The sequence below is a fragment of the Pseudomonas sp. BGA-UO-ETr-WB11 genome, from assembly GCF_059567785.1.
Map to the genome: position 1 here is coordinate 418899 of NZ_JCAQOS010000008.1, position 23157 is coordinate 442055.

The following is a 23157-nucleotide window of genomic DNA, read 5'->3' on the forward strand; positions in this document are numbered from 1 at the left end:
CATATGACTATAGCGGCCAGAGCGCTGGGTACTTGATTTGCGCTGTGCGGCGCTCAGGGCGCCTGCCAGTCGCAGAAGCAGCCCACCGCCAGGGTATTACTGGCGCTGACCGGGCGGCCGGCGCTGAGGGCTTCGAGGATGGGCTCGATAAAGCTGTTGTTTGAGGTGCAGGTGGCGCCTTCGCTGTAGGGGCCGAAGTAGGCCAGTTGGCCTTGTTGGTCCCAGATAGCCACCGCCGGACTGGCCGGCAGGCGTTCGCTGCCGGGCAGATCGTTGAGTATCTGCAGGCCTGCCAGGGGTTGTGGCAGATGACCGTTGCTGCCCGGCTTTTGCACGGCATAGAAGCGCACGCCCTGTGGCCCATAGTGCTCCAGCAACTGGCTCAGGTGTTGCTGGTTGCCGACGTTGCAGGGGCAGGCCGGGTCCCAGAAATGCACCAGGCGAATCGGTCCGGGGCCTGCCAGCTCGGCCGGCAGGCGCAGGATCTCGCCGGCAAACAGGGTGGTTTGCTCGCTAAAGGCGCGGATATAACGCAGCTGGTACCACCAGTAGGCGCCGGCCATGGCGGCGGCCCAGAGCAGGGCGATGGTGCAGGCGAGCAGGGTCTTGCGTGAGGGCAGGTGCATGAGCGGACTGTCTTGAGTGAGGGGCGTAGCTTGCCACGGCACGCGCGACAGCAGAATATCGCCGACAGTTAAAGCGTGCGGCCACGGCCGTGATTGTCCGGTTCATTGTTTGGAAATGCCTATGTCTGCGCCTGTTCAGCCCGATTCCCTGCGTGCCAGCCTGCGACCCCTGGCCGCAGCGCAGCCGCTGACTGCTGAGCAGCAGGCCTATCAGGCGTTCTATCAGTTAAACCGCCTTGGCGTGCACACGCGCCTGGGCTGCTTTCAGGCCGCTGGTTACCAGATTGCCGTGCAGGCCTGGTGGCCCGAGCAGCCGCGCGCCACGCTGATCGTGCAGCACGGCTACTACGACCATATGGGCCTCTATCGGCATTTGATCGAATGGGCCCTGGGCATGGGCTTTGCCGTGCTGGCCTGCGACCTGCCAGGGCATGGCTTGTCCAGTGGTGCGCGGGCCGATATTGGCGAGTTTGGCGAGTATCAACTGGTGTTGCAGGCGCTGCTGGCCGAGGCTGCGGCGTTGCAGCTACCGGCGCCCTGGCACCTGTGTGGGCAGAGCACCGGCGGCGCGATTCTGCTGGACTACCGCCTGCGTGGCGATGCGCCGTCGCAGCTGGGCGAAACCATCCTCCTGGCGCCGCTGGTGCGGCCACGGGCCTGGGGTTGGTCGCAGTTCAGCTATCGCATGCTCAAGCCGTTCGTTAGCGCCATTCCGCGGCGCTTCAATGCCAACTCCAACGACCTGGAGTTTCTCCAGTTCGTCCAGCAGGACCCGTTGCAGCCGTTGAGTTTGCCGACTGCCTGGGTCGGTGCCCTGTCGCGCTGGGTGCCGGCCGTTGAGGCCGCACCACGCAGCCGCCATAGCCCGCTGATCGTTCAGGGTGATGCGGATATGACCGTCGATTGGCGGCATAACCTGGCGGTGCTGGAGGACAAGTTCGCGGCGCCCCAGGTGCTGATGCTGCCCAGCGGCAAGCATCATCTGGTCAACGAGGCGCCCGAGTTACGGGCGCGTTATTTCGACTTTTTGCGCGAGCGTTTGGCGTAACTCGGAGATCCTACGGCTACGTAACCCCGGTTCCGGTGCTTATGGCGCCAGGCTGGCGCTGCTCTGGCCCACCGCCAGGCCGGCGCGCAGGGCGGCCAGCGCCGCTTGGTAGTAGGCCTTGCCGTCAGCGGATTGGGCAAAGTTGACGAAGGCTTGCAGCTCTGCTTCTGTCAGCTCGCGGTAGACAAACAGCAGGCTGTTATCCAGGTCGCTGCCAATTTGTCCCATCAGGCGCTGGCGCTGGTTGTCGAGCATGGCTTGTGCCTGCCCTCCGCCGAGCAGGCCGGGCATCATCTGGCTGAGGCTGTCGGCGGCCACGCTGGCCAGGGCCAGGCTGACTTCCGCGCCGGCTTCCTTGGCTGGCAGGGCCTGGGACAGTTGGCCGATCAGCTCACGGCGGGTGGCGCCGGCTTGGCTGCGCGGCACGCCTTTGGCGTATTGCGCCAGCTGCTCACGCTGGGTGGCGAGGACTTCGGCGTTGATGATCTTGCGTCCCAGGGGCGACTGAAAAAACTGCAAGGCTGGCTGCGGGTCGCTCAGTTGGCGCAGGCCGGCTAGTGCGCGCTGGTCCATGCCAGCGGCGGTGAAACGCTGATTGCTGTTGTCCACCAGGGCCTGATAGATCGCCGGGGGCAGGCTGTTGCGGTAGCGCTGCTGGGCGCTGCTGAGGGCGTCGCGAAAATGTGCCCGTTGCTGTGGCCAGCCGCCGGCCTGGTACAGGTCGATATAGCTATCCGCCAGGCTCGGCAGGGTGAACATCAGCAGAACAGCGGCAAGAAGGGTGCGCATACAAGCTCCATGGTTAGTGTGGCTATTTTCCGCGTCTGGCTGGCGGCTTGTCGAGGAGTGTCGGCCGGGCTGATAGACTCGCCGCCATGACCACCCTCAGCCACTCCACCCTCGACCAATTGCTCGATGACCTTGCCGAACAGGGCTGGGCCATCGTGGCCAATGCGCTACCTGTTGATCTGACCCTCGAATTGGCCCAAGAGTGCCGCGCGCGCGCAAATCAGGGGGCCTTGCAGCCGGCCGGCGTTGGCCGCGGCAGTGCTCATGGGGTGCAGGAAGGCGTTCGGGGTGACCATATCCAGTGGCTTGAACTTGGCCAGTGTGCTGCCGGCGATCACTATCTGACCATGCTCGATGATCTGCGCGGCCAGCTCAATCAGGCGCTGTATCTGGGCCTGGAGGATTACGAGGGGCACTTTGCCCTGTATCCGCCGGGCACCTTCTACCAGAAACACCTGGACCGCTTTCGCGATGACGATCGCCGTGCGGTGTCGGCGGTGTTCTATCTAAATAGCGACTGGCTGCCCGAGCAGGGTGGCGCCTTGCGTCTGTACCTGGCCGATGGCCGTGAACTGGACGTGCTGCCCGAGGCGGGCACCCTGGTGGTGTTTCTCTCCGCCGACCTGCCCCATGAGGTACTGCCGGCCACCCGCGAACGCCTGTCGCTGACCGGCTGGCTGCGGCGTCGCGGCAATTCGCTACTTTGAGGTTGGTTTTTGGGGTGCTGGCATCTCTTGATTTCGAAAGCGATGGTATTGCCCGGCGGTGCATCTTTGGTCTATTGGTTCGGCGCGGCTTGCAGTTACTCAGCCGTTTGACTGTGCGCAGTACGCTCCCTTCTTCACCATGACCAGCAGCCCTCTGCGAGGATGCTTCTGCTCTGCCGCGTACTCTGCGTTGGCACAGTTAGGCAATCAGGTTAAGTCGTTGCAGCAGGGTTACGTACGATAGTCCGCAGCACTACGCGGACTATCGTGCGTTGCAACCTAGAGCCTGGATCGATGCTAATTGTTGTCTTTGAACAGCGTTGAGACGGTGCGTGCAACGTGATCAGCGCCATCACTGATTTCACGCATGATGGTTGTTACTGTTGCGATTTGATCATTGTTTTCTTCGGCGCTGCTGGCAATGCTGGTCATGTTGACATTGAGCTGCTGAGTGAGCTTGCCATTTTCGGTCACCACGTTCTGGATTTCGACGGTGGCGCCGCTGGTGCGTGCGGCCAACTGACGAACTTCGTCGGCCACCACGGCGAAGCCTCGGCCCATTTCGCCTGCGCGGGCGGCTTCAATGGCAGCGTTCAGTGCGAGTAAGTTGGTTTGCTCCGCCACGCCCTGAATGGTGGTAACGATCTTCTCAATATCCTTTGCCTGGGTATTGAGTTGGGTGATTAGGGTAACAGCAGTGTTAATAAGGTTCAGTGTTCTTTGGGACAAATCAATGGAGCTGGCAAGAGACTCCATGCCGCGTATGGAAATTTGTGAGGTTTCTTCGGCTGTGGTGAACGAGAGTTCAGCGGCTTGGCGAATATCTTCAGTCTTCTGTCGTTGCGCTGTTATGTCAGTGGCAAACTTGATCACCTTGATAACATGTCCATCAGCATCAATTACGGGGTTGTAGGTGGCCTCAAGATAAATGTGACCGCCCGATGAGGTTTTGCGTTCGAATTGCCCGCTATAAAATTGCCCACTTTTCAGTGCTTGCCAGAAGCCCGGATTTTCTTGATAAAAACTGTCGAAGCAAAACATGCGGTGGTGACGATTTTTAATATCGTTAAGCCGATACCCCATGGCATTCAGGAAGTTGTCATTGGCATGTAGAATTTCGCCCTCTGGACTGAATTCAATTACGGCCATTGAACGGGATATTGCCGAATAGGCAGCATCTAAGGTGATCAGCTTATCTTGATCTTCTGTGACGTCAGCCGCGACTTTTAAAACCTCAACGACCTTTCCGTTTTCATCTTTTAATGGAAAGTAGGTGGCCTCAATCCACATAACGCCGCCATTTTTATGGATGCGCTTGAAGGTGCCGCGCTGAGCGATACCATTGGCCAGGTCCTGCCAAAATTTATGGTATTCACTGGTATTAATGAGATTTTTGTCACAGAACATGCGGTGGTGTTTGTCAATAATCTCTTCCGGGATGTAACCAAGCACTCCGGCAAAGAAAGTGTTTGCTTCAATGATATTGCCGTCTGGTTTGAAACGGATCGTTGCCAGGTTTTGATTGAAGGCGTCTAAGCGCCGTTGCAAATCAGCGCGCTGTTGTTGGCAATCAATCAGATCTTTTTTTCTGTTGAAAAACATAATAACGCTCCCTAATGGCCACTTTGCAGTGGTCATGCGCATTGGGGTGACTTCAGTCGCCGTTGATTTCTATAGCGGTGAACCGATCAGGATGATCAAATCACCGCATATTTCTATTTTTTGAGCCATAGGAAGTTCCTAGCGGCTTCTATTATTGTGTATTGCAGAAGTACGTCTTCTGTATTCTTCAGTGGATGTCGACGTGCCACCCATAGGTTTAACCGGGCGAGCAGTGCCACCCGTTGCGCAGAATTTATGGCATGACCTAGCACAGCTAGGCCAGCGCAGTTGATAACTGGGCTGCAGCTTAATTATTCAAGATGAATGTTTAACTTTCACGCGCCCCGGAGAAGCTGTCTTATTGGTCAGGACAGTTCTTTGCGGGGCAGCGTTTGCTCACTTACTTACCTAGCATCGGCGAAGACCATCTGCTTCAACAGGATGCGCGTTGGGTGTTCTGTGGAGCATTTATCCGCGGCAGAAAGAGTGTTCGGTGTTTCTGCCGGGTTTGCGTGGGGCCACTAATGGCCCCAGACGCGCAGCGAGCCTTGGATGTTGCTGATATCACGAATTTCAAACTTACCCAGGGTGCTGGCTCCCGGACTGCCCGCGTTGCCCAGGCCAAGTTCGCCGGCGATGCGCACGCGGATCTTCAGCGGTTCGGTGATCATGCCGTCGGCTATGAGTTGGTCGCTGGTGGTTTTCAGATCGGGTAGGGTGAGTTGCAGCTTCTGCGCGCCGCCTTGGTTGACCACGTCCACCTTCAGGGTTGGTGCATTCACCAGGGCGCTCTGGAAGTACAGTTTGGCCGCTCCGTAGGCCACCGCCGCCGGGCAGTTACCGGGGGCGTCGCAGCCGTTGTCGATCTTCAGGTTGCGCACTTGCAGGCTGTTGCCGTCGTCTTCCCAACTGATCTTGCCGATGTTGGTTTGCAGATCGAGGTTGAGTGTGATGCCATCCTGGCCGGTCACCTGGCTCAGCGCCTGGTTGTCCAATACCTGCAAGGCTGCGTTGGCTGGATTGCCGAATAAGCCGAGGGCGGTAAGCAAGGCAGGTAGAGTAAGTAGGCGAATCGATAGTGGCATGATGGCGCATCCTTCGCAGTGGCTGACGAGTCGCTCTAGTCTGGGCTGCCAGGGCCTTGCGCGCCATGCAGGGGATGCGCTTCCGGCCAAAGGATAGGCTTGGAACAGGCGTGCCAGAGCGGTTACGTGCGGTTTGCCTGTGTTTTTGGCCTAATCGGCTGAGACGCGCCTCGCGGCAGCGTTACTGAACGTGACTGAAGAGAGTGGGATGCGAGTGGGCAAGATTCTGGTCAGTGCCTGTCTGCTAGGTCAGGCGGTGCGTTATGACGGTGGCGCCCACGGGCCGTTCGCTGAGTTGTTGCACTGGCAGTCGCAGGGCTGGGTACTGCCCTTGTGCCCTGAAGTGGCGGGCGGCTTGCCGACGCCACGACCTGCGGCGGAGATCGTCGGTGGTCAGGGTGCTCAGGTGCTTGATGGCTTGGTGCAGGTGCGCAGCATCGAGGGGGCCGATGTCAGTGCGGCCTTTGTTGCTGGCGCGCAGATTGCTGAACGCCTGGTGCAGCAGCACGGTATTCGCATCGCCGTGCTCAAGGCGCGTAGCCCTTCGTGCGGCAATCGGCACAGTTATGACGGCAGTTTCAGCGGCAACCTTGTGGCGGGTGAGGGCGTCACTGCCGCCGCGCTACGGCGCTTGGGGGTGCAGGTGTTCAACGAGAGTGAACTCCAAGAGGCTGCACAGGCGTTGCGCTTGCTGGAATAGCGGGCAAGAAAAAGGGCAGCCGAGGCTGCCCTTTTTCGTTGTGGCGGCGGCTTAGAACAAGACGCGGCTACGGATGGTGCCATTCACGTGTTGCATTTTTTCCAGCGCCAGCTCGGAGTACTCGGCATCGACGTCGATGACCACGTAACCGACTTTCTCGTTGGTCTGCAGGTACTGACCAGAGATGTTGATGCCGTTTTCGGCGAGAACCTTGTTGATCTCGCTGAGCACGCCCGGGATGTTGGCGTGGATGTGCAGCAGGCGGTGCTTGCCTGGGTGGGCCGGCAGGGCCACTTCGGGGAAGTTGACCGAGGACACCGAGGTGCCGTTGTCGCTGTACTTGACCAGCTTCTCGGCCACCTCCAGGCCGATGTTGGCCTGGGCTTCGGCAGTCGAACCACCGATGTGCGGGGTCAGGATCACGCGATCCAGGCCACGCAGCGGACTGGCGAACTCTTCGCCGTTGGCGCGCGGCTCAACCGGGAACACGTCGATGGCGGCGCCGATCAGGTGCTCGTCCTTGATGGCGGCGGCCAGGGCTTCGATCACAACCACGGTGCCGCGGGCGGCGTTGATCAGGATGCTGCCCTTCTTCATGGCGCGAATTTCTTTCTCGCCAATCATCCACTTGGTGCTTTCCAGCTCTGGCACGTGCAGGGAGACGATATCAGCCATGCCCAGCAGTTCGGTCAGGGTCGCGACCTGGGTGGCGTTGCCCAGCGGCAGTTTGGTCAGCGGGTCGTAGAAGAAAACCTGCATGCCCAGAGCTTCGGCGAGTACCGAGAGCTGGGTGCCGATCGAACCGTAGCCGACGATGCCGAGCTTCTTGCCGCGGATTTCGAAGGAGTTGGCCGCCGACTTGATCCAGCCACCACGGTGGCAGGAGGCGTTCTTCTCGGGGATGCCGCGCAGCAGCAGGATGGCCTGGGCCAGCACCAGTTCGGCCACCGAACGGGTGTTCGAGTAGGGCGCGTTGAACACGGCGATACCGCGTTCACGGGCGGCGTTCAGGTCGACCTGGTTGGTGCCGATGCAGAAGCAACCGACGGCGACCAGGCGCTTGGCGCAGTCGAAGATTTCTTCGGTCAGCTGGGTGCGCGAACGGATGCCGATGAAGTGAGCGTCGGCGATCTTTTCTTTCAGCTGGTCATCCGGCAGTGAGCCAGTGAGGTATTCGATGTTGCTGTAACCGGCGGCCTTGATGGTGTCGACGGCGGATTGATGGACGCCTTCCAGGAGAAGGAACTTGATCTTGCTCTTGTCGAGAGAGGTCGTCTTACTCATCTGCGTAAACCTATTGCCCCGGTAAATAATGGCTGGGAAGTGGTCAGCCCATGCTGACCGGGCCGCGGTGGGCCGGCCCCGCAAGTCGGCGCAGGGCGCGATTCGCGGGGGTGCGTATGCTAGCATACGAGCCCCGCGAAACACCCACCCCTGGCCGATGAAGCGTGCTCAGGGTGACCATGAATCGTTTGAGAGTTGCCGCCATGACCCAGTCTGCCCTGATCGTTGAGCTACAGACCCTGCTTGAACCTGGCAAGGTATTGACCGACGCAGATTCCCTCACGACCTACGGCAAGGACTGGACCAAGCATTTCGCCCCGGCGCCGCTGGCCATCGCCTTCCCCAAGACCATTGAGCAGGTGCAGGCCATCGTCCGTTGGGCCAATGCGCACAAGGTTGCGCTGGTGCCGTCGGGCGGCCGCACCGGGCTGTCGGCCGGCGCGGTGGCGGCCAACGGCGAAGTGGTGGTGTCGTTCGACTACATGAACCAGATTCTCGCCTTCAACGAGTTCGACCGTACCGCCGTGTGCCAGGCCGGGGTGGTGACCAAGCAGCTGCAGAACTTCGCCGAAGAGCAGGGCCTCTATTACCCGGTGGATTTCGCCTCTTCGGGCTCCAGCCAGATCGGCGGCAATATCGGCACCAACGCCGGCGGCATCAAGGTGATTCGCTACGGCATGACCCGCAACTGGGTGGCCGGCATGAAGGTAGTCACTGGTGCCGGCGACATCCTCGAACTGAACAAAGACCTGATCAAGAACGCCACCGGCTACGACATGCGTCAGCTGTTTATCGGCGCCGAAGGCACCCTGGGTTTTGTCGTCGAAGCCACTATGCGCCTGGAGCGCACGCCGAAGAACCTCACCGCGATGGTACTGGGTACGCCGGATTTCGATTCGATCATGCCGGTGCTGCATGCCTTCCAGGGCAAACTCGACCTGACCGCCTTCGAGTTCTTCTCCGACAAGGCGCTGGCCAAGATCCTCGCCCGTGGCGACGTACCGGCGCCGTTTGAGTCCGAATGCCCGTTCTATGCCCTGCTGGAATTTGAAGCCAGCACCGAGGAAGTGGCTAACGAAGCCCTGGCGACGTTTGAGTATTGCGTCGAGCAAGGCTGGGTGGTCGATGGCGTGATGAGCCAGAGCGAGCAGCAGCTGCAGAACCTGTGGAAGCTGCGCGAGTACATCTCCGAGACCATCAGCCACTGGACGCCGTACAAGAACGACATCTCCGTTACCGTGGCCCAGGTGCCGGCCTTCCTGCACGACATCGACGCCATCGTCGAAGCCAACTACCCGGACTTCGAAGTGGTGTGGTTCGGCCATATCGGCGACGGCAACCTGCACCTGAACATCTTGAAGCCGGAGAGCCTGTCCAAGGACGAGTTCTTCGCCAAGTGCGCCACGGTCAACAAGTGGGTGTTCGAGACCGTGCAGAAGTACAACGGCTCGATCTCCGCCGAACACGGCGTGGGCATGACCAAGCGCGATTACTTGCACTACAGCCGCTCTGAGGCTGAGATTGGTTATATGAAGGCGATTAAAGCTGTCTTCGATCCGAACGGGATTATGAACCCCGGCAAAATCTTCCCGCTCTGAGAGCTACTGCGGGCTTCGCGCGCCATAAGGCGTTGAGCCTTGTGACCCACAGGGAAGTGGGAAATGCAGCAAGCCCGCAGGAGCGGGCGCTGCTCTGACCTTTGCTCGTAACGCTTCAGTCTTGTTGGGTGGGAAATCGAGCAGCGTTTCCACTCGTGCTCTATTCAGGAGTCCCCCATGAGCTACCAGCACCAATACCTTGATGGCACCCGCATTCACTTTCCTATGGGCAAGGTGGTCTGCGTCGGGCGTAATTACGCCGAGCACGCCAAAGAATTGAACAACCCGGTGCCCACCGAGCCGTTGCTGTTTATTAAGCCCGGCAGTTGCGTGGTGGCGCTGGATGACAGCTTCAGCATTCCCAACGACGAGCGCGGCGCCGTGCATTACGAGGCGGAAATCGCCGTGCTGATCGGCAAGCCGCTGTCGCGTAAACCGAATGCCGAGGAAGTGCTGGACGCCATTTCCGGCTTTGCCCCGGCCCTGGACCTGACCCTGCGCGAGTTGCAGGACAAGTTGAAAGCCAAGGCATATCCCTGGGAAGTGGCCAAGTCCTTCGACGGCGCCTGCGTGCTGGCGCCGTTCGTGCCGGGCGATGCGGTGGAAGACTTGGCCGATCTGGGCATCCGCCTGAGCCTTAACGGTGAGCTGCGCCAGGATGGCAACAGCCGTGACATGCTTAACCCGATCCTGCCGCTAATCCAGCACATCTGCGGGCATTTCAGCCTGCAGGCCGGCGACGTGATCCTGACCGGCACGCCGGTGGGTGTCGGCCCGCTGACTGCCGGCGATGGGCTGGAATTGGAGCTGGTCGGCCATTCGCGCTTCAGCACCCGCGTGCTCTGAAGTAGCCCGGATGCAATCCAGGCAAGCTTGAGCGTTAGAGCGCGTCGCCCCGGATTGCATCCGGGCTACGTGCTCGTCGGCCGCTATCAGCCGCCCTCTCCCCCAGCCCCTCTCCCATAAATGGGCGAGGGGAGCAAACTGCATACAGCCTGAAGCGAACAGCGTTGCTGCACTGTCAGGCAGTGTTTTTTCGTGTTGTATCGCGGTTTTTCACGGCTTTTTCATCGCCGGCGGGTATTCTGGCCCGCAATAGGATCAGCGCGCAGGGATGACGGCAAAGCGCAGCCTTTCCCTCGTGAGTTCCGTCCATGTCCCGCCCTTTGCGTTTGCTTGTGCCTGCCGTCGTCGCGCTGCTGCTATTGCTAGCGGCCTACCTGATGCGCTGGGATGCTCGCGCCCTGTTGTTGCTGCAGGAGGCGCAGACCACTCCGGCCCAGCAGGCCGCTCAGGTCTGGCTGCCGGGCTATCGGGCGGTGTTGGCGCTGGAAGTGCCGGGTTTCGAGAAGGAAGAGTTTTCCGGCCTCAGTTACAACCCGGCCACCGACACCCTGTTCACCGTCAGCGGCAAGCGTCCGCAACTGGTCGAGTTGTCCCTGACTGGTCAGGTGCTGCGCAGCATTGCGATCAAGGGCGCGGCCAATCTGGAGGGCGTGGCGCTGCTGGAGGACGGCCATGTGGCGGTGCTCGATGAGCGCCAGCGCAGCCTGACGATCTTCCATCTGGATGCCGACACCCGCGAGCTGGACAGCGCCCAGGCCGTACAACAGATCGAGCTGGGCACGGTGGGCGGTTCCAACAAGGGCTTCGAGGGCCTGGCCTGGGACAAGCGCAATCAGCGTCTGCTGGTGGCTAACGAGAAGAACCCGCTGCGCCTGTTCAGCCTGGCCTGCGATGGTCGCCAGGTCAGCGGCTCGTTGCAGGCCATGGGTGATCTGGACGACTACCTCACCGATGTCGCTGGCCTCAGCGTTGATCCGCGCAGCGGCCAGTTGCTGGCGCTGTCGCAAGAATCCCACCTGCTGCTGGGCCTTGACCCGCAGTTGCAGGCGCAGAGCTTTCTCGCCTTGCTGCCCGGCCTCAACGGCCTGACGCGGCGGGTGCCGCAGGCCGAAGGGCTGGCGCTGGACAATGCCGGCAATCTTTACGTGGTCAGTGAACGCAACCTGTTCTTTGCCTTCCAGCGTGAGGTCAGCGCGCCTTAAGCGCGCTGTTATCGGTTCAGCTTACGCTGTCAAAACCTTGCAGCACGTTCACCGCATTGATGCCGATTTCTTCCACGGCATAGCCGCCTTCCATGACGAACAGCGTTTGCAGGCCGAGGCGGCCGATCACTTCACCCATGCGCAGGTAATCCGGGCTGGCCAGCTTGAACTGCGAAATCGGGTCGTCCTTGAAGGTGTCCACCCCCAGCGACACGATCAGCGCGTCTGGCGCGTATTCAGCAATCTGCCGGCAGGCGTCCTGCAGGGCCAGGCCCCAAGTCGCCCAATCGCTACCGGCCTGTAGCGGGTAGTTAAAGTTGCAGCCGGCGCCGACACCCTGGCCCTTTTCATCGGCAAAACCGAGGAAGTACGGGTACTCATGGCTCGGATGGCCGTGGATCGAGGTGAACAACACGTCGCCGCGGTCGTAGAAAATGTCCTGAGTGCCGTTGCCGTGGTGGTAGTCGACGTCGAGGATGGCTACCCGCTTGGCGCCCTGGTCGAGCATGGTCTGGGCGGCAATGGCGGCATTGTTCAGGTAGCAGTAACCGCCCATGTAGTCGGCGGCGGCGTGGTGGCCTGGTGGCCGGCACAGCGAAAACACCCCGCGGGCGCCCTTGGCCAGTTCGGCCTGGCCGGTGAGGGCGACGTTGGCCGAGCTGGTGATTGCCTGCCAGGTGCCGGCGGTTATCGGCGCGCCAGCGTCGAAGCTGTAGAAGCCGAGCTTGCCGTCTATATCGCCCGGCTCGATGTCGCGCAGGCGGCGGATTGGCCAGGTCATCGGCAGCATGTCGTGGCTGCGGCCCAGGGCCTGCCAGTCGCTCCAGGCATTTTGCAGGAAGTTGACGAAGCCGGCGCTGTGCACCCGGCGGATCGGCGCCAGGCCGAAATCCACTGGGCTAATCACGTCGCCAAGACCGACGGCGCGGGCACGGGCGAGAACCATGTCGGCGCGGCTGGGCATTTCAAAGCACGGTTTGAAGGTGCCATCGATCAATTCGGCCGCGCCGTGGTGCAGGTGATGGTCGTCGCTGTAAATCGTCAGCATAAAGGGCTCCTCAGGGCTCAGGGCGAGTCCGTGGAAAGTGGTTCAGGGGGGCGAGGGCAAGGCGTTGTCACACCTTGTGTGTTGCCGTTGCGTTTGGCTGGTGTAGGAGCGGATTTATCCGCGATGCCGTTTGCCTTGAAAGCATCGCGGCTGAAGCCGCTCCTACAGAGTCACGCTGGCGTAGCATCGTAATGGGCACATAACCTGGGAAATGTTTGCCCCTCTCTTGCGAGCGGGGCAAAGCGCTTATTTCTTCAGCTTGGTCCACACCGCGCTACGCAATTTCAGTGCTTTCGGCGAGCACAGCTGGAACGGGCGCAGGCGGTCGAGCTTGTCGGCCGGGGTGTTGATGGCCGGGTCATCGAACAGTTCCTTGTCCATGAACTTCTCCGCGCCGGCCACGGCGTTGTTGTACTTGGCGAAGTTGGAGGCGGCGGCGATGTTTTCCGGCTGCATCATCCAGTTGATGAACACGTGTGCTTCGGCAACGTTGCTGGCGCCTTTGGGGATGGCGAAGTTGTCGATAAAGGCGGCGATACCTTCCTTCGGATAGACGTACACCAGGCTGCTGCGCTGGGCTTGGGCGCGGTGGAAGGCGCCGTTCCACTGTTGGTGCATGGTGACTTCACCGGCGGCCATGCGCTCGATGGTGCCGTCGTTGTTGTACATGGCCAGCAGGGGTTTCTGTGCCAGCAGCAGCTCCTGGACTTTCTTCGCGTCTTTCGGGTCTTCGCTGCATACATCGATGCCCAGATAACGGGCGGCGGCAGGGTAGAGGTCATCCGGCGAGTTGAGCGCCACGACCTTGCCCTGCAGCTCTGGCGCCGGCTTGAAGAACGGCCCCCAGCTTTCTTCCAACTTGCCGCCGGGTACCTTGGCCGAGTCGTAGCTGTAGCCGGTGGTGCCCCACAGGTACGGGGTGGTGTAGTCGTGCTCGGGGTCGTAGCTGAGGGTCTGGAAGGTTGGGGTGAGGTTCTTCAGGTTCGGCAGTTTGCTCTTGTCGAACTTCTGCAGCAGGTCTTCCTTGATCATGATCTGGATAAAACTGTCGGACGGCACCACCACGTCATAGCTGCCGCCGCCGGCTTTCAGTTTGGCCAGCAGGGTTTCGTTGCTGTCGTAGGCGTCGAGCGTGGCCTTGATGCCGGTGTCGGCTTCGAACTTTTTCAGCAGTTCCGGCGGGAAGTAGTCCGACCAGTTGGCCAGGTTCAAGGTGCCGGCGGCCTGGGCGGTGCTGGTCAGGCCGAGGGCGAGGAGTACCGACAGGGCGAGCGGGGTGCGACGGGTCATGGTCAAGCTCCTTGCAGGTTGAGTCTCAGAGGCGGCCCGAGCTAGCGTTTACGTTGGCCGAGGTAATAGGAAAGGGCGACGAACAGGATCGAAATCACGAGCATGATCGAGGAAATGGCGTTGATCTTCGGGCTGATGCCCATGCGGATCGAGCTGAAGATGTAGATCGGCAGGGTGGTGGAACCGGCCCCGGCGACGAAATAGGTGATCACGAAGTCGTCCATGGAAATGATGAACGCCATCATCGCCCCCGACAGAATGCCGGGCATCAGCAGTGGCAGGCTGATCCGCCAGAAGGCTTGCCGGGGCGTGGCATACAGGTCAGCGGCGGCCTCCAGCAGCGCCGGGTTCATGCCCTGCAGGCGCGCGCGGATCGGCATATAGGCGAATGGCGTGCAGAACACCACGTGGGCAATCAGGATGGTGAACAGCGACAACTTGAGGCTGATCAGCGAGAAGAACATCAGGATCGCCACGGCGCTGACGATGTCCGGGATCAGCAGCGGCAGGCCGAGCACGCCGCTCATCACGGTCTGTCCGCGAAACGCCCGCCCGTGCATGCCTAGCGCCGCCAGGGTGGCCAGGCTGGTTGCGATCAGGGTAGCGAGCACCGCGACCAGCAGCGAGTTCTGCGCGGCGCGGAGGATTTCCGGGTCGTTGGCCACCACCGCAAACCACTTGAGGCTGAAGCCGGTCCACAGGGTGGCCGACTGCCCGGCGTTGAAGCTGAGGGCCACCAGCACCACGATTGGTAGATAGAGAAACAGGAAGAACAGCCAGGCGGTCTGGCGTACACCGGCGAAGCGCCAGAGCGGATTGCGCTGATTGATCATACTTGCATGCTCGCTGCATTGGCCTTGAACCGCAGGCTGTAGGAGAGCATGGCCAGCAGCACCAGGCTGAGCAGGGCAAAGGCCAGCGCTGCGCCAAACGGCCAGTTGTGCGAGCTGCCAAATTGCAGCTGGATCAGGTTGCCGATCATCAGCGACTTACCGCCCCCTAGCAGCTCGGGAATGATGTAGTTGCCCAGTGATGGGATGAACACCAGCATCACCCCGGCGATGATTCCCGGCATGGACAGCGGGATGATGATCCGCTTGAGCGCCTGGAAGCGGTTGGCGCCGAGGTCGAATGCGGCTTCCACCAGGCGCCAGTCGAGTTTCTCCAGGCTGGTGTAGATCGGCAGCACCATAAACGGCAGGAAGCAGTACAGCAGGCCGATGATCACCGCCGTGTCGGTGTACAGCAGGCCGAGCGGCTGCTCGGTCAGGCCCACGCCCTGCAGGCCGGCATCCACCAGGCCGCCGTTGCGCAGCAGCAGAATCCAGGCGTAGGTGCGCACCAGCAGGTTGGTCCAGAACGGCACCGTGACCAGAAACAGCAGCAGGTTGCGTTTGCGCTCGCTCTGCAGCGCCAGGTACAGCGCTGTCGGGAAGCCGATCAGCAGGCAGCCGGCGGTGGTCAGCAGCGACAATAACAGGGAGCGTTGGAAGATCTGCAGGTAGTCGGTGTTGAACACCCAGCTGTCGTCCAGGTCGCGCTCGTAAAGAAAGTTGATGTAGGCATCCAGCGAGTACTGACCCCAGACCACGCCGCCGTAGTCGCCCGATTGCAGGATCGAGACCAGAAACATGATGGCCAGCGGCGCCAGCAGAAACACCAGCAGCACCAGCATGGCTGGCGCGGTGAGCAGCAGGCGGCCCTTCAGTTGGCGGCGTGCGGCCAGCAGCTGTGGCGTGCTCATTGCGGCAGTACCCGAATGGCGCTGGCCGGCACCTTGATGCGCACTGCATCGCCCACCGCGCAGCGTTGCAGGGCGCCGTCGTGGTTCTGCTGGCGCACGCGAAAGCCCGACTGGCCGGCGACCTTGAGCAGGTACAGGGTGTCGGTGCCGATGTAGACGATGTTCTCCACTGTGCCGGCCAGTTCGCCATCGGCGGCCAGGCTGACGCGCTCCGGGCGAATCGCCAGGGTTACGCTGCCGTTGCGGCTGGTGGCGGTCGCCAACAATTGACCGTCGCTCAGGCGCACGCCGCCGCTGTAGGTGTCGCCGTCGAGGAAGTTGGTTTCGCCGATAAAGTCGGCCACGGTGCGGTTGACCGGGGTCTCGTAGATTTCGCTCGGTGTGCCGACCTGCAACACCCGGCCCTTGCTCAGCACGGCGATGCGATCGGACATGGTCAGGGCTTCTTCCTGATCATGGGTGACGAAAATAAAGGTGATGCCGGTTTCGCCCTGCAGGCGTTTCAGCTCGATCTGCATCTCTTTGCGCAGCTTCATGTCCAGGGCCGACAGCGATTCGTCCAGCAGCAGCACCTTGGGCCGGTTGGCCAGGGCGCGCGCAAGAGCGATGCGTTGTTGCTGGCCGCCAGACAGCTGGTCGGCGCGACGGCGGCCGACGTCCGGCAGCTTGACCAGTTCGAGCATGGCCTTGACCGTCTGTTCGATCTCGCTGCGCGACAGTCCGCGCATCTCCAGGCCGAAGCCAATGTTCTCGGCCACGCTCATGTGTGGAAACAGGGCGTAGCTCTGGAACACCGTGTTGACCGGGCGGCGGAACGGCGGCAGGTCCTGCATGGCTTCGCCGTACAGGCGGATGGTGCCGCTGCTGGGTTGCTCGAAGCCGGCAATCAGCCGCAGCAGGGTGGTCTTGCCGCAGCCGGAGGGGCCCAGCAAGGTGAAGAACTCGTTGGCGCGGATCTCCAGCGACACCTCGTCGAGGGCGCGCAGGGTCTGTCCGGGCTCGCCAAACTCCATGCACAGGTGTTCGATGCTGATCGCGCTGGTCATCTGGATTAAAGCTCTAACTAGTTGTTTTTATTAGGCTTTTATCTGCTCGTTGGAGCGTCGTGAGAGCCCTGGATGGCTTTGATTGTGGCAGTCAGCGGCCAGGGCAAGAACGATAGATACGGTCAAGAGGGGATAAATATGGCCAAGTTTTATTGGCCGTGGGCATCAGCGCCGATACAGGCTCGGGGTTTGCCCGCTCCAGCGCTGGAAGGCATGGCGGAAGCTGGCGGTTTCGCTGTAACCGAGCTGTTCGGCAATCAGGTAGATGGGCAGCTCGGTTTGCATCAGCAGGTGGCGGGCCTGGTCGAAGCGCACCTCGTCAAGCAACTGCTGGAAGCTGGTGTTCAACTCCTGCAGGTGGCGGCGCAGGGTGCGGGCCGAGCGGTGCAGGCGGCCGGCTACCTGCTCCAAACTGGTGCATGGATCGCTGGGGTTGGCCAGGTGTTGGCGGATCTGCTCGCGCAGGTCCTGACGGCGGTGGAACTGTGCCTCCAACTGCAGGCATTGCAGCAGGCCGTGCTGACAGCTGACCGGGTCGGCCAGCGGCAGTGGTCGACTGAGCAGGGCCGGGTTGAAGCACAGGGCATTGCTGCCGGCGCCGAACTCCACCGGACAGCCCAGCAGTTCGGTATAGCGGGCGCCATGCAACGGGCTGCGGTAATTGAGCAGCAGACGCCTTGGCCGCACGGCTTCGCCGAGCAGGTCCTGGATCACAGTGAGCATTGAACTCAGGCACAGCTCGGTGTTGAACACCGTCAGCTCCGGGGCGTAGCCATAGCCGCTGGCGCTCAGGCGCACCTCGTCATCCACCTGTTCCAGGGTCAGCTTGAAGTAGCTGCCGAACAGCGCCGGGTGCTCGAAAGCCAACTGCAGCGCATCGCCCAGGGTACGGCTGGCCAGCATGCTGTAACCCAAGATGCCGTAGGCCGATACGTGCATGCGCTGGCCCAGGCTCAGGCCCAGGGCGCTGTCGCTGCTGCAGGTCAGGGCGTTGGCCAGCACCTGCAACTCCTGGGCGTGACAAATCAGCCGCGCCGGATTGTCCAGGTCGCTGCCAGCAATGTCGCTACCTTCCAGCAGGCGTTCGACGGCCACACCTTGTTGGCCGAGTACCTGGGTGGCCAGGGTAACGGTGTGCAGGGTGGTGAGAATGCGCTGCTGCGGTAACAGTGACATGCTCCTAAGGCTCCCGTGCGGTGGTGTTTGGTAACTGCAAATTGCCCGGCTATGCCGTGGCGTGCGTTGCTGTGTTATTGATGCGGGCCCTGTTTACGGAAGTCGGGTCCTATGCGTCGATTGCTCAAGCCTCGTGTTCTCTTGCCTGCCGTGCTGTTGCCGCTGCTGGTGCTGTTGGCACTGGCTGGGCAGGAGTGGCGGCTGTTCGAACGGGCCTGGTTTTCAGTGCAAGAATGGCGCCATGCGGCCGAGTGGCAGGGCCGCTCGCTGTGGCTGCCGGACTACCGGGTGACGGTCGAGGCCCAGGTGATCGACGGCCTCAGTGATGATGTTTCGGCACTGACCTACGACCCCGACCGGCGCAGCCTGTTTACCGTGACCAACCAGCGCGCCGAACTGATCGAGCTGTCCCTGGCTGGGAAAATTCTGCGGCGCATGCCCCTGACCGGCTTTGGCGATGCTGAGGCGGTGGAGTACATCAGTCCGGGTATCTATGTGATCAGCGACGAGCGCGCCCAGCGTCTGTTCAAGGTGCACGTGGATGACAACACCCGTTGGCTGGATGCCGCCGACAGCGAGCAGCTGTCCCTGGGGCTGGGCCTGAATGGCAACAAGGGCTTCGAGGGCCTGGCCTACGACAGTCAGGGCCAGCGCCTATTCGTGGCGAAGGAGCGCGACCCGCTGCGCATCTTGGAAATCACCGGCTTTCCTGGTGATGAGCAGCGCCTCAATCTGCAGGTAACGGACGACCAGCGGCGCGACCGCAGGCTGTTTGTCCGCGACCTGTCGAGCCTGCAGTTCGATGAACGCAGCGGCCATCTGCTGGCACTGTCGGATGAGTCGCGGCTGGTGATCGAACTGGATCTCGACGGCCGGCCGATCAGCACCCTGTCGCTGCTGCGCGGCATGCACGGCCTCAAGCGCAGCGTGCCGCAGGCCGAAGGCCTGGCCATGGACGAACAGGGCACGCTGTACCTGGTCAGCGAGCCGAACCTGTTCTACGTGTTCGCCAAGTCGACGCCCGCTGAGTAGGGCTGGTGGCAGGCCTCAGGCCTTGAGGGTTTTCACCCCGTTGGCGGTGCCGAGCAGCAGCACGTCGGCCGGGCGGGCGGCGAACAGGCCGTTGCAGACCACGCCGACAATGGCGTTGATCTGGCTTTCCAGCTCACGCGGGTTGGTGATTTCGAGGTTGAACACGTCGAGGATGATGTTGCCGTTGTCGGTCACTACGCCTTCGCGGTACACCGGGTCGCCGCCCAGTTTCACCAGTTGGCGGGCCACGTGGCTGCGGGCCATGGGGATAACTTCCACCGGCAGCGGGAAGGCGCCGAGCACCGGCACCAGCTTGCTCTCGTCGGCAATGCAAATGAAGGTCTTGGCCACGGCGGCAACGATCTTCTCGCGGGTCAGGGCTGCGCCGCCGCCCTTGATCAGGTTCAGGTGTTCATCGCTTTCATCGGCGCCGTCGACGTAGAACTCCAGGTCGCTGGTGCTGTTCAGGTCGTACACCGGGATGCCATGGGCCTTGAGGCGCGCGGCGGTGGCGTCGGAGCTGGCCACGGCGCCGTCGAAGTCCATCTTGTGCTGGGCCAGGGCATCGATAAAGAAGTTGGCGGTGGAGCCGGTGCCAACGCCGATCACACTCTTCTGGTCGAGCTGTGGGCGTATGAGGTCCATGGCGGCTTGGGCCACGGCTTGCTTGAGTTGGTCTTGGGTCATGCGGCACCGGATAAAGGATGAAGAGCGAGGTCGGCGATTATAGCCCGTGTTATTAACCAGCAGTCGCTGTGGTCGGCGCAGGAATCGCTGGAGTAGACTTGCCCGTTCCGCACCGCCGCCAAAGATCAGTCCGATGCTCGAACAGTACGTCAAGAAGATCCTCACCTCGCGCGTCTATGACGTCGCCGTAGAAACCCCGCTGCAGCAGGCCCGCCAGCTCTCCGAGCGCACTGGCAACCAGATTCTGCTCAAGCGCGAAGACCTGCAGCCGGTGTACTCGTTCAAGATTCGTGGCGCCTACAACAAGCTTGCGCACCTCACGGCCGAGCAGCTGGCCTGTGGCGTGGTCACCGCCTCGGCTGGCAACCACGCCCAGGGCCTGGCGCTGGCGGCCAAGCACATGGGGGTTAAGGCCACCATCGTGATGCCCAAGACCACCCCGGAGATCAAGGTCAACGGCGTGCGCTCGCGCGGCGGCAAGGTGGTGCTGCACGGCGACAGCTTCCCCGAGGCGCTGGCCTATTCGCTGAAACTGGTGGAAGAAAAGGGCTACGTCTATGTGCATCCCTACGACGACCCGGACACCATCGCTGGTCAGGGCACCGTGGCGATGGAGATCCTCCGTCAGCAGCCCGGCCAACTGGATGCGATCTTCGTGCCCTGCGGTGGCGGCGGGCTGATCGCGGGTATCGCTGCTTACGTCAAATACCTACGCCCGGAGATCAAGATCATCGGCGTCGAGCCGGACGACTCCAACTGCCTGCAGGCGGCCATGGCGGCTGGCGAGCGCGTGGTATTGCCGAGCGTCGGCTTGTTTGCTGACGGCGTGGCAGTGGCGCAGATCGGCCAGCACACCTTTGACGTGTGCAAGGACTATGTCGATGAGGTGATCACCGTCAGCACCGACGAGATCTGTGCGGCGATCAAGGATATCTACGACGACACCCGCTCGATCACCGAACCGGCCGGCGCCTTGTCGGTGGCCGGGATCAAGAAGTACGTCGAGCGTGAAGGCTGCAGCGGCAAGGTGCTGGTCGGCATCGACTCCGGCGCCAACGTCAACTTCGACCGTCTGCGCCACGTGGCCGAGCGCGCCGAACTGGGCGAGAAGCGCGAGGCGATCATCGCGGTGACCATCCCCGAGCGGCCAGGCAGCTTCAAGACCTTCTGCGAAGCCATCGGCAAGCGGCAGATCACCGAGTTCAACTACCGCTATCACACCGACGGCCAGGCGCACATCTTCGTCGGCGTGCAGACCCATCCGGACACCGACCCGCGCGCGGCCTTGGTTGCTGACCTGCAGGGCAAAGGTTTCCCGGTGCTCGACCTGACCGACAACGAACTGGCCAAGTTGCATATCCGTCACATGGTCGGCGGTCATGCGGCGGCGGTGCCGGACGAATGCGTGTTCCGCTTCGAGTTCCCGGAGCGGCCGGGTGCGCTGTTTAATTTCTTACAAAAACTCGGTGGTCGCTGGAACATCTCGATGTTCCACTACCGCAACCACGGCGCCGCCGATGGTCGTGTGTTGGCGGCCCTGCAAGTGCCTCACGAGGAACGCCATCTGATCCCGGCGGCGCTGGATGCCATCGGCTATCCCTACTGGGATGAAACGCAAAACCCGGCCTATAAGCTGTTTCTAGGCTGAGTCCTCTATCGGCAGGAGCCAGCACGCTGGCTCCCGCACAAGCGCCACCTCATTACGGAATTTGTTCCTATGGATAACTACCTGCTGCTGAAAATCGCCCACAGCCTGCCCGGCCTGTTGCTGCTGTTGGGCCTGCTGGCGCACATCTTTATGTTGTGGAAGGCCAATCGCGGCGGCGATGCGGCTGTGCTGCAACGCAAGTTGCGCCGTACCCGGCTGATCAGCCTGCCGCTGCTAGGCGTGTTGGCTCTGAGTCTGCCGGTCAGCGGCTGGGTGTTGGTCAATCTGGTCGGTTGGCCCCTGGGCCAGACTTGGCTGCTGGCCAGTAGCGTGCTGTTTTTGGCTGTGCTGGTGTTGGGTCTGTTGCTGGCCGGTCGCCTGGCCGCCTGGCAGGCGTTGGCCGGTTCGCCCGCGCCGGCATCTTTGCTGCGCTTTACCGCGGCCTATGCCGGGCTGATCGTGGTGGTGCTGCTGGCCATCATGGGCCTGATGGGCGCCAAGCCGGCGTAAGCTCCGGATTAAACAAAAACGCCGCCTGATCAGGCGGCGTTTTTGTTGGTGCTGCTGTTAAGGCCAGGTGTTGAAGGCGTGCTTTTGCTTTTGTAGGAGCGGATTTATCCGCGATGCCGTTTGCCTTGAAAGCATCGCGGCTGAAGCCGCTCCTACGAGTTGGCGCAGACATCGTCTTCAATCGCAGGTTCAGCGCAGCGAGATCACCGGCCAGCCGCGTTCTGTGGCAGTGGCGCGCAGGCTGTCGTCGGGGTCGACGGCCACCGGGTGACTGACCTGCTCCAACAGCGGCAAATCGTTGCGCGAGTCGCTGTAGAAGGTGCTGTTGTCCAGGGTGCGCGCGTTCTCAGCCAGCCAGCGCTGCAGGCGGGTAACCTTGCCGCCCTGATAGCACGGGATGTCAGTGGTGCGACCGGTGTAGCGGCCGTCGGCCATTTCACATTCGGTGGCCAGCAGGGTGTCGACGCCCAGGCGTGCGGCAATCGGCGCAGTGACGAAGCGGTTGGTGGCGGTGATGATCAGTAACTGGTCGCCCGCCTCGCGGTGCTTGGCCAGCAGCGCCTCGCCCTTGGCCAGGATGATCGGCTCGATGCAGTCGTGCATGAACTCGCGGTGCCACTGGTCAAGCTGGGCCATTTCCGTACGGCCGAGAATTTCCAGGCTGAAGTTCAGGTAGTCGGTGATGTTCAGGCGGCCGGCCAGATAGTCCTGGTAGAAATCATCGTTGCGCGCCTTGTAGGCGATGCCGTCGAGAATCCCGCGTTCACACAGGTAGTCGCCCCAGGCGTGGTCGCTGTCGCCGGCCAGGAGGGTGTTGTCCAGATCGAATAAAGCCAAACGCACAGAGGGCACCTTGCTGGGTAGGGCTGAAAGGGTGCTCAGGATAACCACTTTTGCGACCTGCCTCCAATGCGGACGGGCGCGCGTTTGCTGGATTCACGGCCTTTGTGGAACAATGCAGAAACATGCGTTTACGAGGTTGTGTGCCGTGATTGATTCCGATGGTTTTCGCCCGAATGTCGGCATCATTCTGACCAATGATGTGGGCCAGGTCCTTTGGGCGCGGCGTGTCAATCAGGATGCCTGGCAGTTTCCGCAAGGCGGAATCAACGATCGCGAGACGCCAGAAGAGGCACTTTTTCGTGAATTAAACGAAGAAGTCGGACTCGAAGAGCAGGATGTGAAGATTCTCGCCTGCACCCGCGGCTGGTTGCGTTATCGTCTGCCGCAGCGTCTGGTTCGTACGCATAGCCAACCGCTGTGCATCGGTCAGAAACAAAAGTGGTTCATGCTGCGTTTGCTCTCGGATGAGCAGCGGGTGCGCATGGACCTGACCGGCAAGCCGGAGTTCGATGGCTGGCGCTGGGTCAGTTATTGGTACCCGCTGGACCAGGTTGTGACATTCAAGCGCGAGGTTTATCGCCGCGCCCTCAAGGAACTTGCCCCGCGCCTGCTGGCGCGCGACTGACCACGGAGAACTGACTTGAGC

Annotated in this window: 23 protein-coding genes and 1 pseudogene; 10 read left to right on the forward strand and 14 right to left on the reverse strand. The window is 61.6% G+C overall.

The features are described from left to right. Positions 1 to 53: 53 nt before the first annotated feature. Positions 54 to 626, reverse strand: coding sequence for a DUF6436 domain-containing protein (locus tag AC56DI_RS15705; protein ID WP_496346986.1), 573 nt, complete (start codon positions 624 to 626; stop codon positions 54 to 56). Between the two features lie 121 nt (positions 627 to 747). Between AC56DI_RS15705 and bipL the strand changes: the two genes are divergently transcribed. Continuing rightward, positions 748 to 1674 carry a phospholipase BipL gene (gene bipL / locus AC56DI_RS15710; protein ID WP_496346987.1) on the forward strand — a complete coding sequence of 309 codons (927 nt, stop codon included), beginning with the start codon at positions 748 to 750 and terminating at the stop codon, positions 1672 to 1674. Between the two features lie 39 nt (positions 1675 to 1713). On the opposite strand, the gene AC56DI_RS15715 is transcribed toward bipL, so the two are convergent. Continuing rightward, complete coding sequence (locus tag AC56DI_RS15715) at positions 1714 to 2463, reverse strand: hypothetical protein (RefSeq protein ID WP_496346988.1); 750 nt, start codon at positions 2461 to 2463, stop codon at positions 1714 to 1716. An 86-nt stretch (positions 2464 to 2549) separates the two neighbouring features. Between AC56DI_RS15715 and AC56DI_RS15720 the strand changes: the two genes are divergently transcribed. After that, a complete protein-coding gene (locus AC56DI_RS15720; RefSeq protein WP_496346989.1) occupies positions 2550 to 3170 on the forward strand; it encodes a 2OG-Fe(II) oxygenase in 621 nt (206 codons plus the stop codon). Positions 3171 to 3467: 297 nt separating this feature from the next. Here the strand turns inward: AC56DI_RS15720 and AC56DI_RS15725 are convergent, their stop codons facing one another. The 3 genes and pseudogenes from AC56DI_RS15725 to AC56DI_RS15735 all read right to left on the reverse strand — a co-directional run bounded on the left by AC56DI_RS15725 (position 3468) and on the right by AC56DI_RS15735 (position 5857). Next, positions 3468 to 3926 carry a methyl-accepting chemotaxis protein gene (locus tag AC56DI_RS15725; protein WP_496347531.1) on the reverse strand — a complete coding sequence of 153 codons (459 nt, stop codon included), beginning with the start codon at positions 3924 to 3926 and terminating at the stop codon, positions 3468 to 3470. Positions 3927 to 4007: 81 nt separating this feature from the next. After that, positions 4008 to 4814, reverse strand: a pseudogene (locus tag AC56DI_RS15730) (PAS domain-containing protein); the annotation flags it as partial. A 479-nt stretch (positions 4815 to 5293) separates the two neighbouring features. Beyond that, a complete protein-coding gene (locus AC56DI_RS15735) occupies positions 5294 to 5857 on the reverse strand; it encodes a DUF6160 family protein (RefSeq protein ID WP_496346990.1) in 564 nt (187 codons plus the stop codon). A 214-nt stretch (positions 5858 to 6071) separates the two neighbouring features. Here AC56DI_RS15735 and AC56DI_RS15740 point away from each other — a divergent pair, with 214 nt between their 5' ends. Next, positions 6072 to 6557 carry a 2-thiouracil desulfurase family protein gene (locus tag AC56DI_RS15740; RefSeq protein ID WP_496347532.1) on the forward strand — a complete coding sequence of 162 codons (486 nt, stop codon included), beginning with the start codon at positions 6072 to 6074 and terminating at the stop codon, positions 6555 to 6557. Between the two features lie 51 nt (positions 6558 to 6608). On the opposite strand, the gene serA is transcribed toward AC56DI_RS15740, so the two are convergent. Further along, the gene (gene serA / locus AC56DI_RS15745; RefSeq protein ID WP_496346991.1) at positions 6609 to 7841 is read right to left on the reverse strand and encodes a phosphoglycerate dehydrogenase; all 1233 of its coding nucleotides are present in this window, start codon (positions 7839 to 7841) and stop codon (positions 6609 to 6611) included. A 203-nt stretch (positions 7842 to 8044) separates the two neighbouring features. Between serA and AC56DI_RS15750 the strand changes: the two genes are divergently transcribed. The 3 genes from AC56DI_RS15750 to AC56DI_RS15760 all read left to right on the forward strand — a co-directional run bounded on the left by AC56DI_RS15750 (position 8045) and on the right by AC56DI_RS15760 (position 11487). Then, a complete protein-coding gene (locus AC56DI_RS15750; protein WP_496346992.1) occupies positions 8045 to 9439 on the forward strand; it encodes a D-2-hydroxyglutarate dehydrogenase in 1395 nt (464 codons plus the stop codon). A 177-nt stretch (positions 9440 to 9616) separates the two neighbouring features. Continuing rightward, on the forward strand, positions 9617 to 10285 hold the full coding sequence (locus AC56DI_RS15755; RefSeq protein WP_496346993.1) for a fumarylacetoacetate hydrolase family protein: 669 nt from the start codon (positions 9617 to 9619) through the stop codon (positions 10283 to 10285). A 308-nt stretch (positions 10286 to 10593) separates the two neighbouring features. Next, entirely contained in the window at positions 10594 to 11487 is an 894-nt protein-coding gene (locus AC56DI_RS15760) for an SdiA-regulated domain-containing protein (RefSeq protein ID WP_496346994.1), read from the forward strand. 16 nt (positions 11488 to 11503) lie between these two features. Here the strand turns inward: AC56DI_RS15760 and AC56DI_RS15765 are convergent, their stop codons facing one another. The 6 genes from AC56DI_RS15765 to AC56DI_RS15790 all read right to left on the reverse strand — a co-directional run bounded on the left by AC56DI_RS15765 (position 11504) and on the right by AC56DI_RS15790 (position 17791). Continuing rightward, positions 11504 to 12535, reverse strand: a complete 1032-nt coding sequence (locus AC56DI_RS15765; protein ID WP_496346995.1) for a histone deacetylase family protein — start codon at positions 12533 to 12535, stop codon at positions 11504 to 11506. Between the two features lie 246 nt (positions 12536 to 12781). After that, on the reverse strand, positions 12782 to 13825 hold the full coding sequence (locus AC56DI_RS15770; RefSeq protein WP_324518928.1) for an ABC transporter substrate-binding protein: 1044 nt from the start codon (positions 13823 to 13825) through the stop codon (positions 12782 to 12784). 41 nt (positions 13826 to 13866) lie between these two features. After that, positions 13867 to 14655, reverse strand: coding sequence for an ABC transporter permease (locus tag AC56DI_RS15775; protein ID WP_422588698.1), 789 nt, complete (start codon positions 14653 to 14655; stop codon positions 13867 to 13869). Beyond that, complete coding sequence (locus AC56DI_RS15780) at positions 14655 to 15569, reverse strand: ABC transporter permease (protein WP_496346996.1); 915 nt, start codon at positions 15567 to 15569, stop codon at positions 14655 to 14657. The genes AC56DI_RS15775 and AC56DI_RS15780 overlap by 1 nt, the downstream gene beginning before the upstream one ends. Further along, complete coding sequence (locus AC56DI_RS15785; protein WP_496346997.1) at positions 15566 to 16615, reverse strand: ABC transporter ATP-binding protein; 1050 nt, start codon at positions 16613 to 16615, stop codon at positions 15566 to 15568. The genes AC56DI_RS15780 and AC56DI_RS15785 overlap by 4 nt, the downstream gene beginning before the upstream one ends. Before the next feature lie 165 nt (positions 16616 to 16780). Then, positions 16781 to 17791 (reverse strand): AraC family transcriptional regulator, encoded by a 1011-nt coding sequence (locus tag AC56DI_RS15790; protein ID WP_496346998.1) that lies wholly within the window; start codon positions 17789 to 17791, stop codon positions 16781 to 16783. Between the two features lie 111 nt (positions 17792 to 17902). Here AC56DI_RS15790 and AC56DI_RS15795 point away from each other — a divergent pair, with 111 nt between their 5' ends. Further along, positions 17903 to 18823 carry an SdiA-regulated domain-containing protein gene (locus AC56DI_RS15795; RefSeq protein ID WP_496346999.1) on the forward strand — a complete coding sequence of 307 codons (921 nt, stop codon included), beginning with the start codon at positions 17903 to 17905 and terminating at the stop codon, positions 18821 to 18823. Positions 18824 to 18838: 15 nt separating this feature from the next. On the opposite strand, the gene rpiA is transcribed toward AC56DI_RS15795, so the two are convergent. After that, entirely contained in the window at positions 18839 to 19510 is a 672-nt protein-coding gene (gene rpiA / locus AC56DI_RS15800; protein WP_324518920.1) for a ribose-5-phosphate isomerase RpiA, read from the reverse strand. Positions 19511 to 19643: 133 nt separating this feature from the next. On the opposite strand from rpiA, the gene ilvA reads away from it, so the two are divergent. Both ilvA and AC56DI_RS15810 read left to right on the forward strand, forming a co-directional pair. Next, a complete protein-coding gene (gene ilvA, locus AC56DI_RS15805) occupies positions 19644 to 21158 on the forward strand; it encodes a threonine ammonia-lyase, biosynthetic (RefSeq protein WP_496347000.1) in 1515 nt (504 codons plus the stop codon). A gap of 69 nt (positions 21159 to 21227) precedes the next feature. Next, on the forward strand, positions 21228 to 21668 hold the full coding sequence (locus AC56DI_RS15810; protein WP_496347001.1) for a DUF2269 family protein: 441 nt from the start codon (positions 21228 to 21230) through the stop codon (positions 21666 to 21668). 189 nt (positions 21669 to 21857) lie between these two features. On the opposite strand, the gene AC56DI_RS15815 is transcribed toward AC56DI_RS15810, so the two are convergent. After that, positions 21858 to 22511, reverse strand: a complete 654-nt coding sequence (locus tag AC56DI_RS15815) for a histidinol-phosphatase (protein WP_496347002.1) — start codon at positions 22509 to 22511, stop codon at positions 21858 to 21860. A 145-nt stretch (positions 22512 to 22656) separates the two neighbouring features. Here AC56DI_RS15815 and AC56DI_RS15820 point away from each other — a divergent pair, with 145 nt between their 5' ends. Beyond that, positions 22657 to 23136, forward strand: coding sequence for an RNA pyrophosphohydrolase (locus AC56DI_RS15820; protein WP_324518912.1), 480 nt, complete (start codon positions 22657 to 22659; stop codon positions 23134 to 23136). Positions 23137 to 23157: the final 21 nt, after the last annotated feature.

Bases quoted from the DNA above. Each gene is read 5' to 3' on its own strand.
- AC56DI_RS15780 (WP_496346996.1), bottom strand. From the start codon at position 15,569: ATGAGCACGCCACAGCTGCTGGCCGCACGCCGCCAACTGAAGGGCCGC.
- rpiA (WP_324518920.1), bottom strand. From the start codon at position 19,510: ATGACCCAAGACCAACTCAAGCAAGCCGTGGCCCAAGCCGCCATGGAC.
- AC56DI_RS15755 (WP_496346993.1), top strand. From the start codon at position 9,617: ATGAGCTACCAGCACCAATACCTTGATGGCACCCGCATTCACTTTCCT.
- AC56DI_RS15810 (WP_496347001.1), top strand. From the start codon at position 21,228: ATGGATAACTACCTGCTGCTGAAAATCGCCCACAGCCTGCCCGGCCTG.
- AC56DI_RS15705 (WP_496346986.1), bottom strand. From the start codon at position 626: ATGCACCTGCCCTCACGCAAGACCCTGCTCGCCTGCACCATCGCCCTG.
- bipL (WP_496346987.1), top strand. From the start codon at position 748: ATGTCTGCGCCTGTTCAGCCCGATTCCCTGCGTGCCAGCCTGCGACCC.
- ilvA (WP_496347000.1), top strand. From the start codon at position 19,644: ATGCTCGAACAGTACGTCAAGAAGATCCTCACCTCGCGCGTCTATGAC.
- AC56DI_RS15790 (WP_496346998.1), bottom strand. From the start codon at position 17,791: ATGTCACTGTTACCGCAGCAGCGCATTCTCACCACCCTGCACACCGTT.
- AC56DI_RS15715 (WP_496346988.1), bottom strand. From the start codon at position 2,463: ATGCGCACCCTTCTTGCCGCTGTTCTGCTGATGTTCACCCTGCCGAGC.
- AC56DI_RS15785 (WP_496346997.1), bottom strand. From the start codon at position 16,615: ATGACCAGCGCGATCAGCATCGAACACCTGTGCATGGAGTTTGGCGAG.
- AC56DI_RS15750 (WP_496346992.1), top strand. From the start codon at position 8,045: ATGACCCAGTCTGCCCTGATCGTTGAGCTACAGACCCTGCTTGAACCT.
- AC56DI_RS15795 (WP_496346999.1), top strand. From the start codon at position 17,903: ATGCGTCGATTGCTCAAGCCTCGTGTTCTCTTGCCTGCCGTGCTGTTG.
- AC56DI_RS15760 (WP_496346994.1), top strand. From the start codon at position 10,594: ATGTCCCGCCCTTTGCGTTTGCTTGTGCCTGCCGTCGTCGCGCTGCTG.
- AC56DI_RS15735 (WP_496346990.1), bottom strand. From the start codon at position 5,857: ATGCCACTATCGATTCGCCTACTTACTCTACCTGCCTTGCTTACCGCC.
- serA (WP_496346991.1), bottom strand. From the start codon at position 7,841: ATGAGTAAGACGACCTCTCTCGACAAGAGCAAGATCAAGTTCCTTCTC.
- AC56DI_RS15770 (WP_324518928.1), bottom strand. From the start codon at position 13,825: ATGACCCGTCGCACCCCGCTCGCCCTGTCGGTACTCCTCGCCCTCGGC.
- AC56DI_RS15725 (WP_496347531.1), bottom strand. From the start codon at position 3,926: ATGGAGTCTCTTGCCAGCTCCATTGATTTGTCCCAAAGAACACTGAAC.
- AC56DI_RS15720 (WP_496346989.1), top strand. From the start codon at position 2,550: ATGACCACCCTCAGCCACTCCACCCTCGACCAATTGCTCGATGACCTT.
- AC56DI_RS15765 (WP_496346995.1), bottom strand. From the start codon at position 12,535: ATGCTGACGATTTACAGCGACGACCATCACCTGCACCACGGCGCGGCC.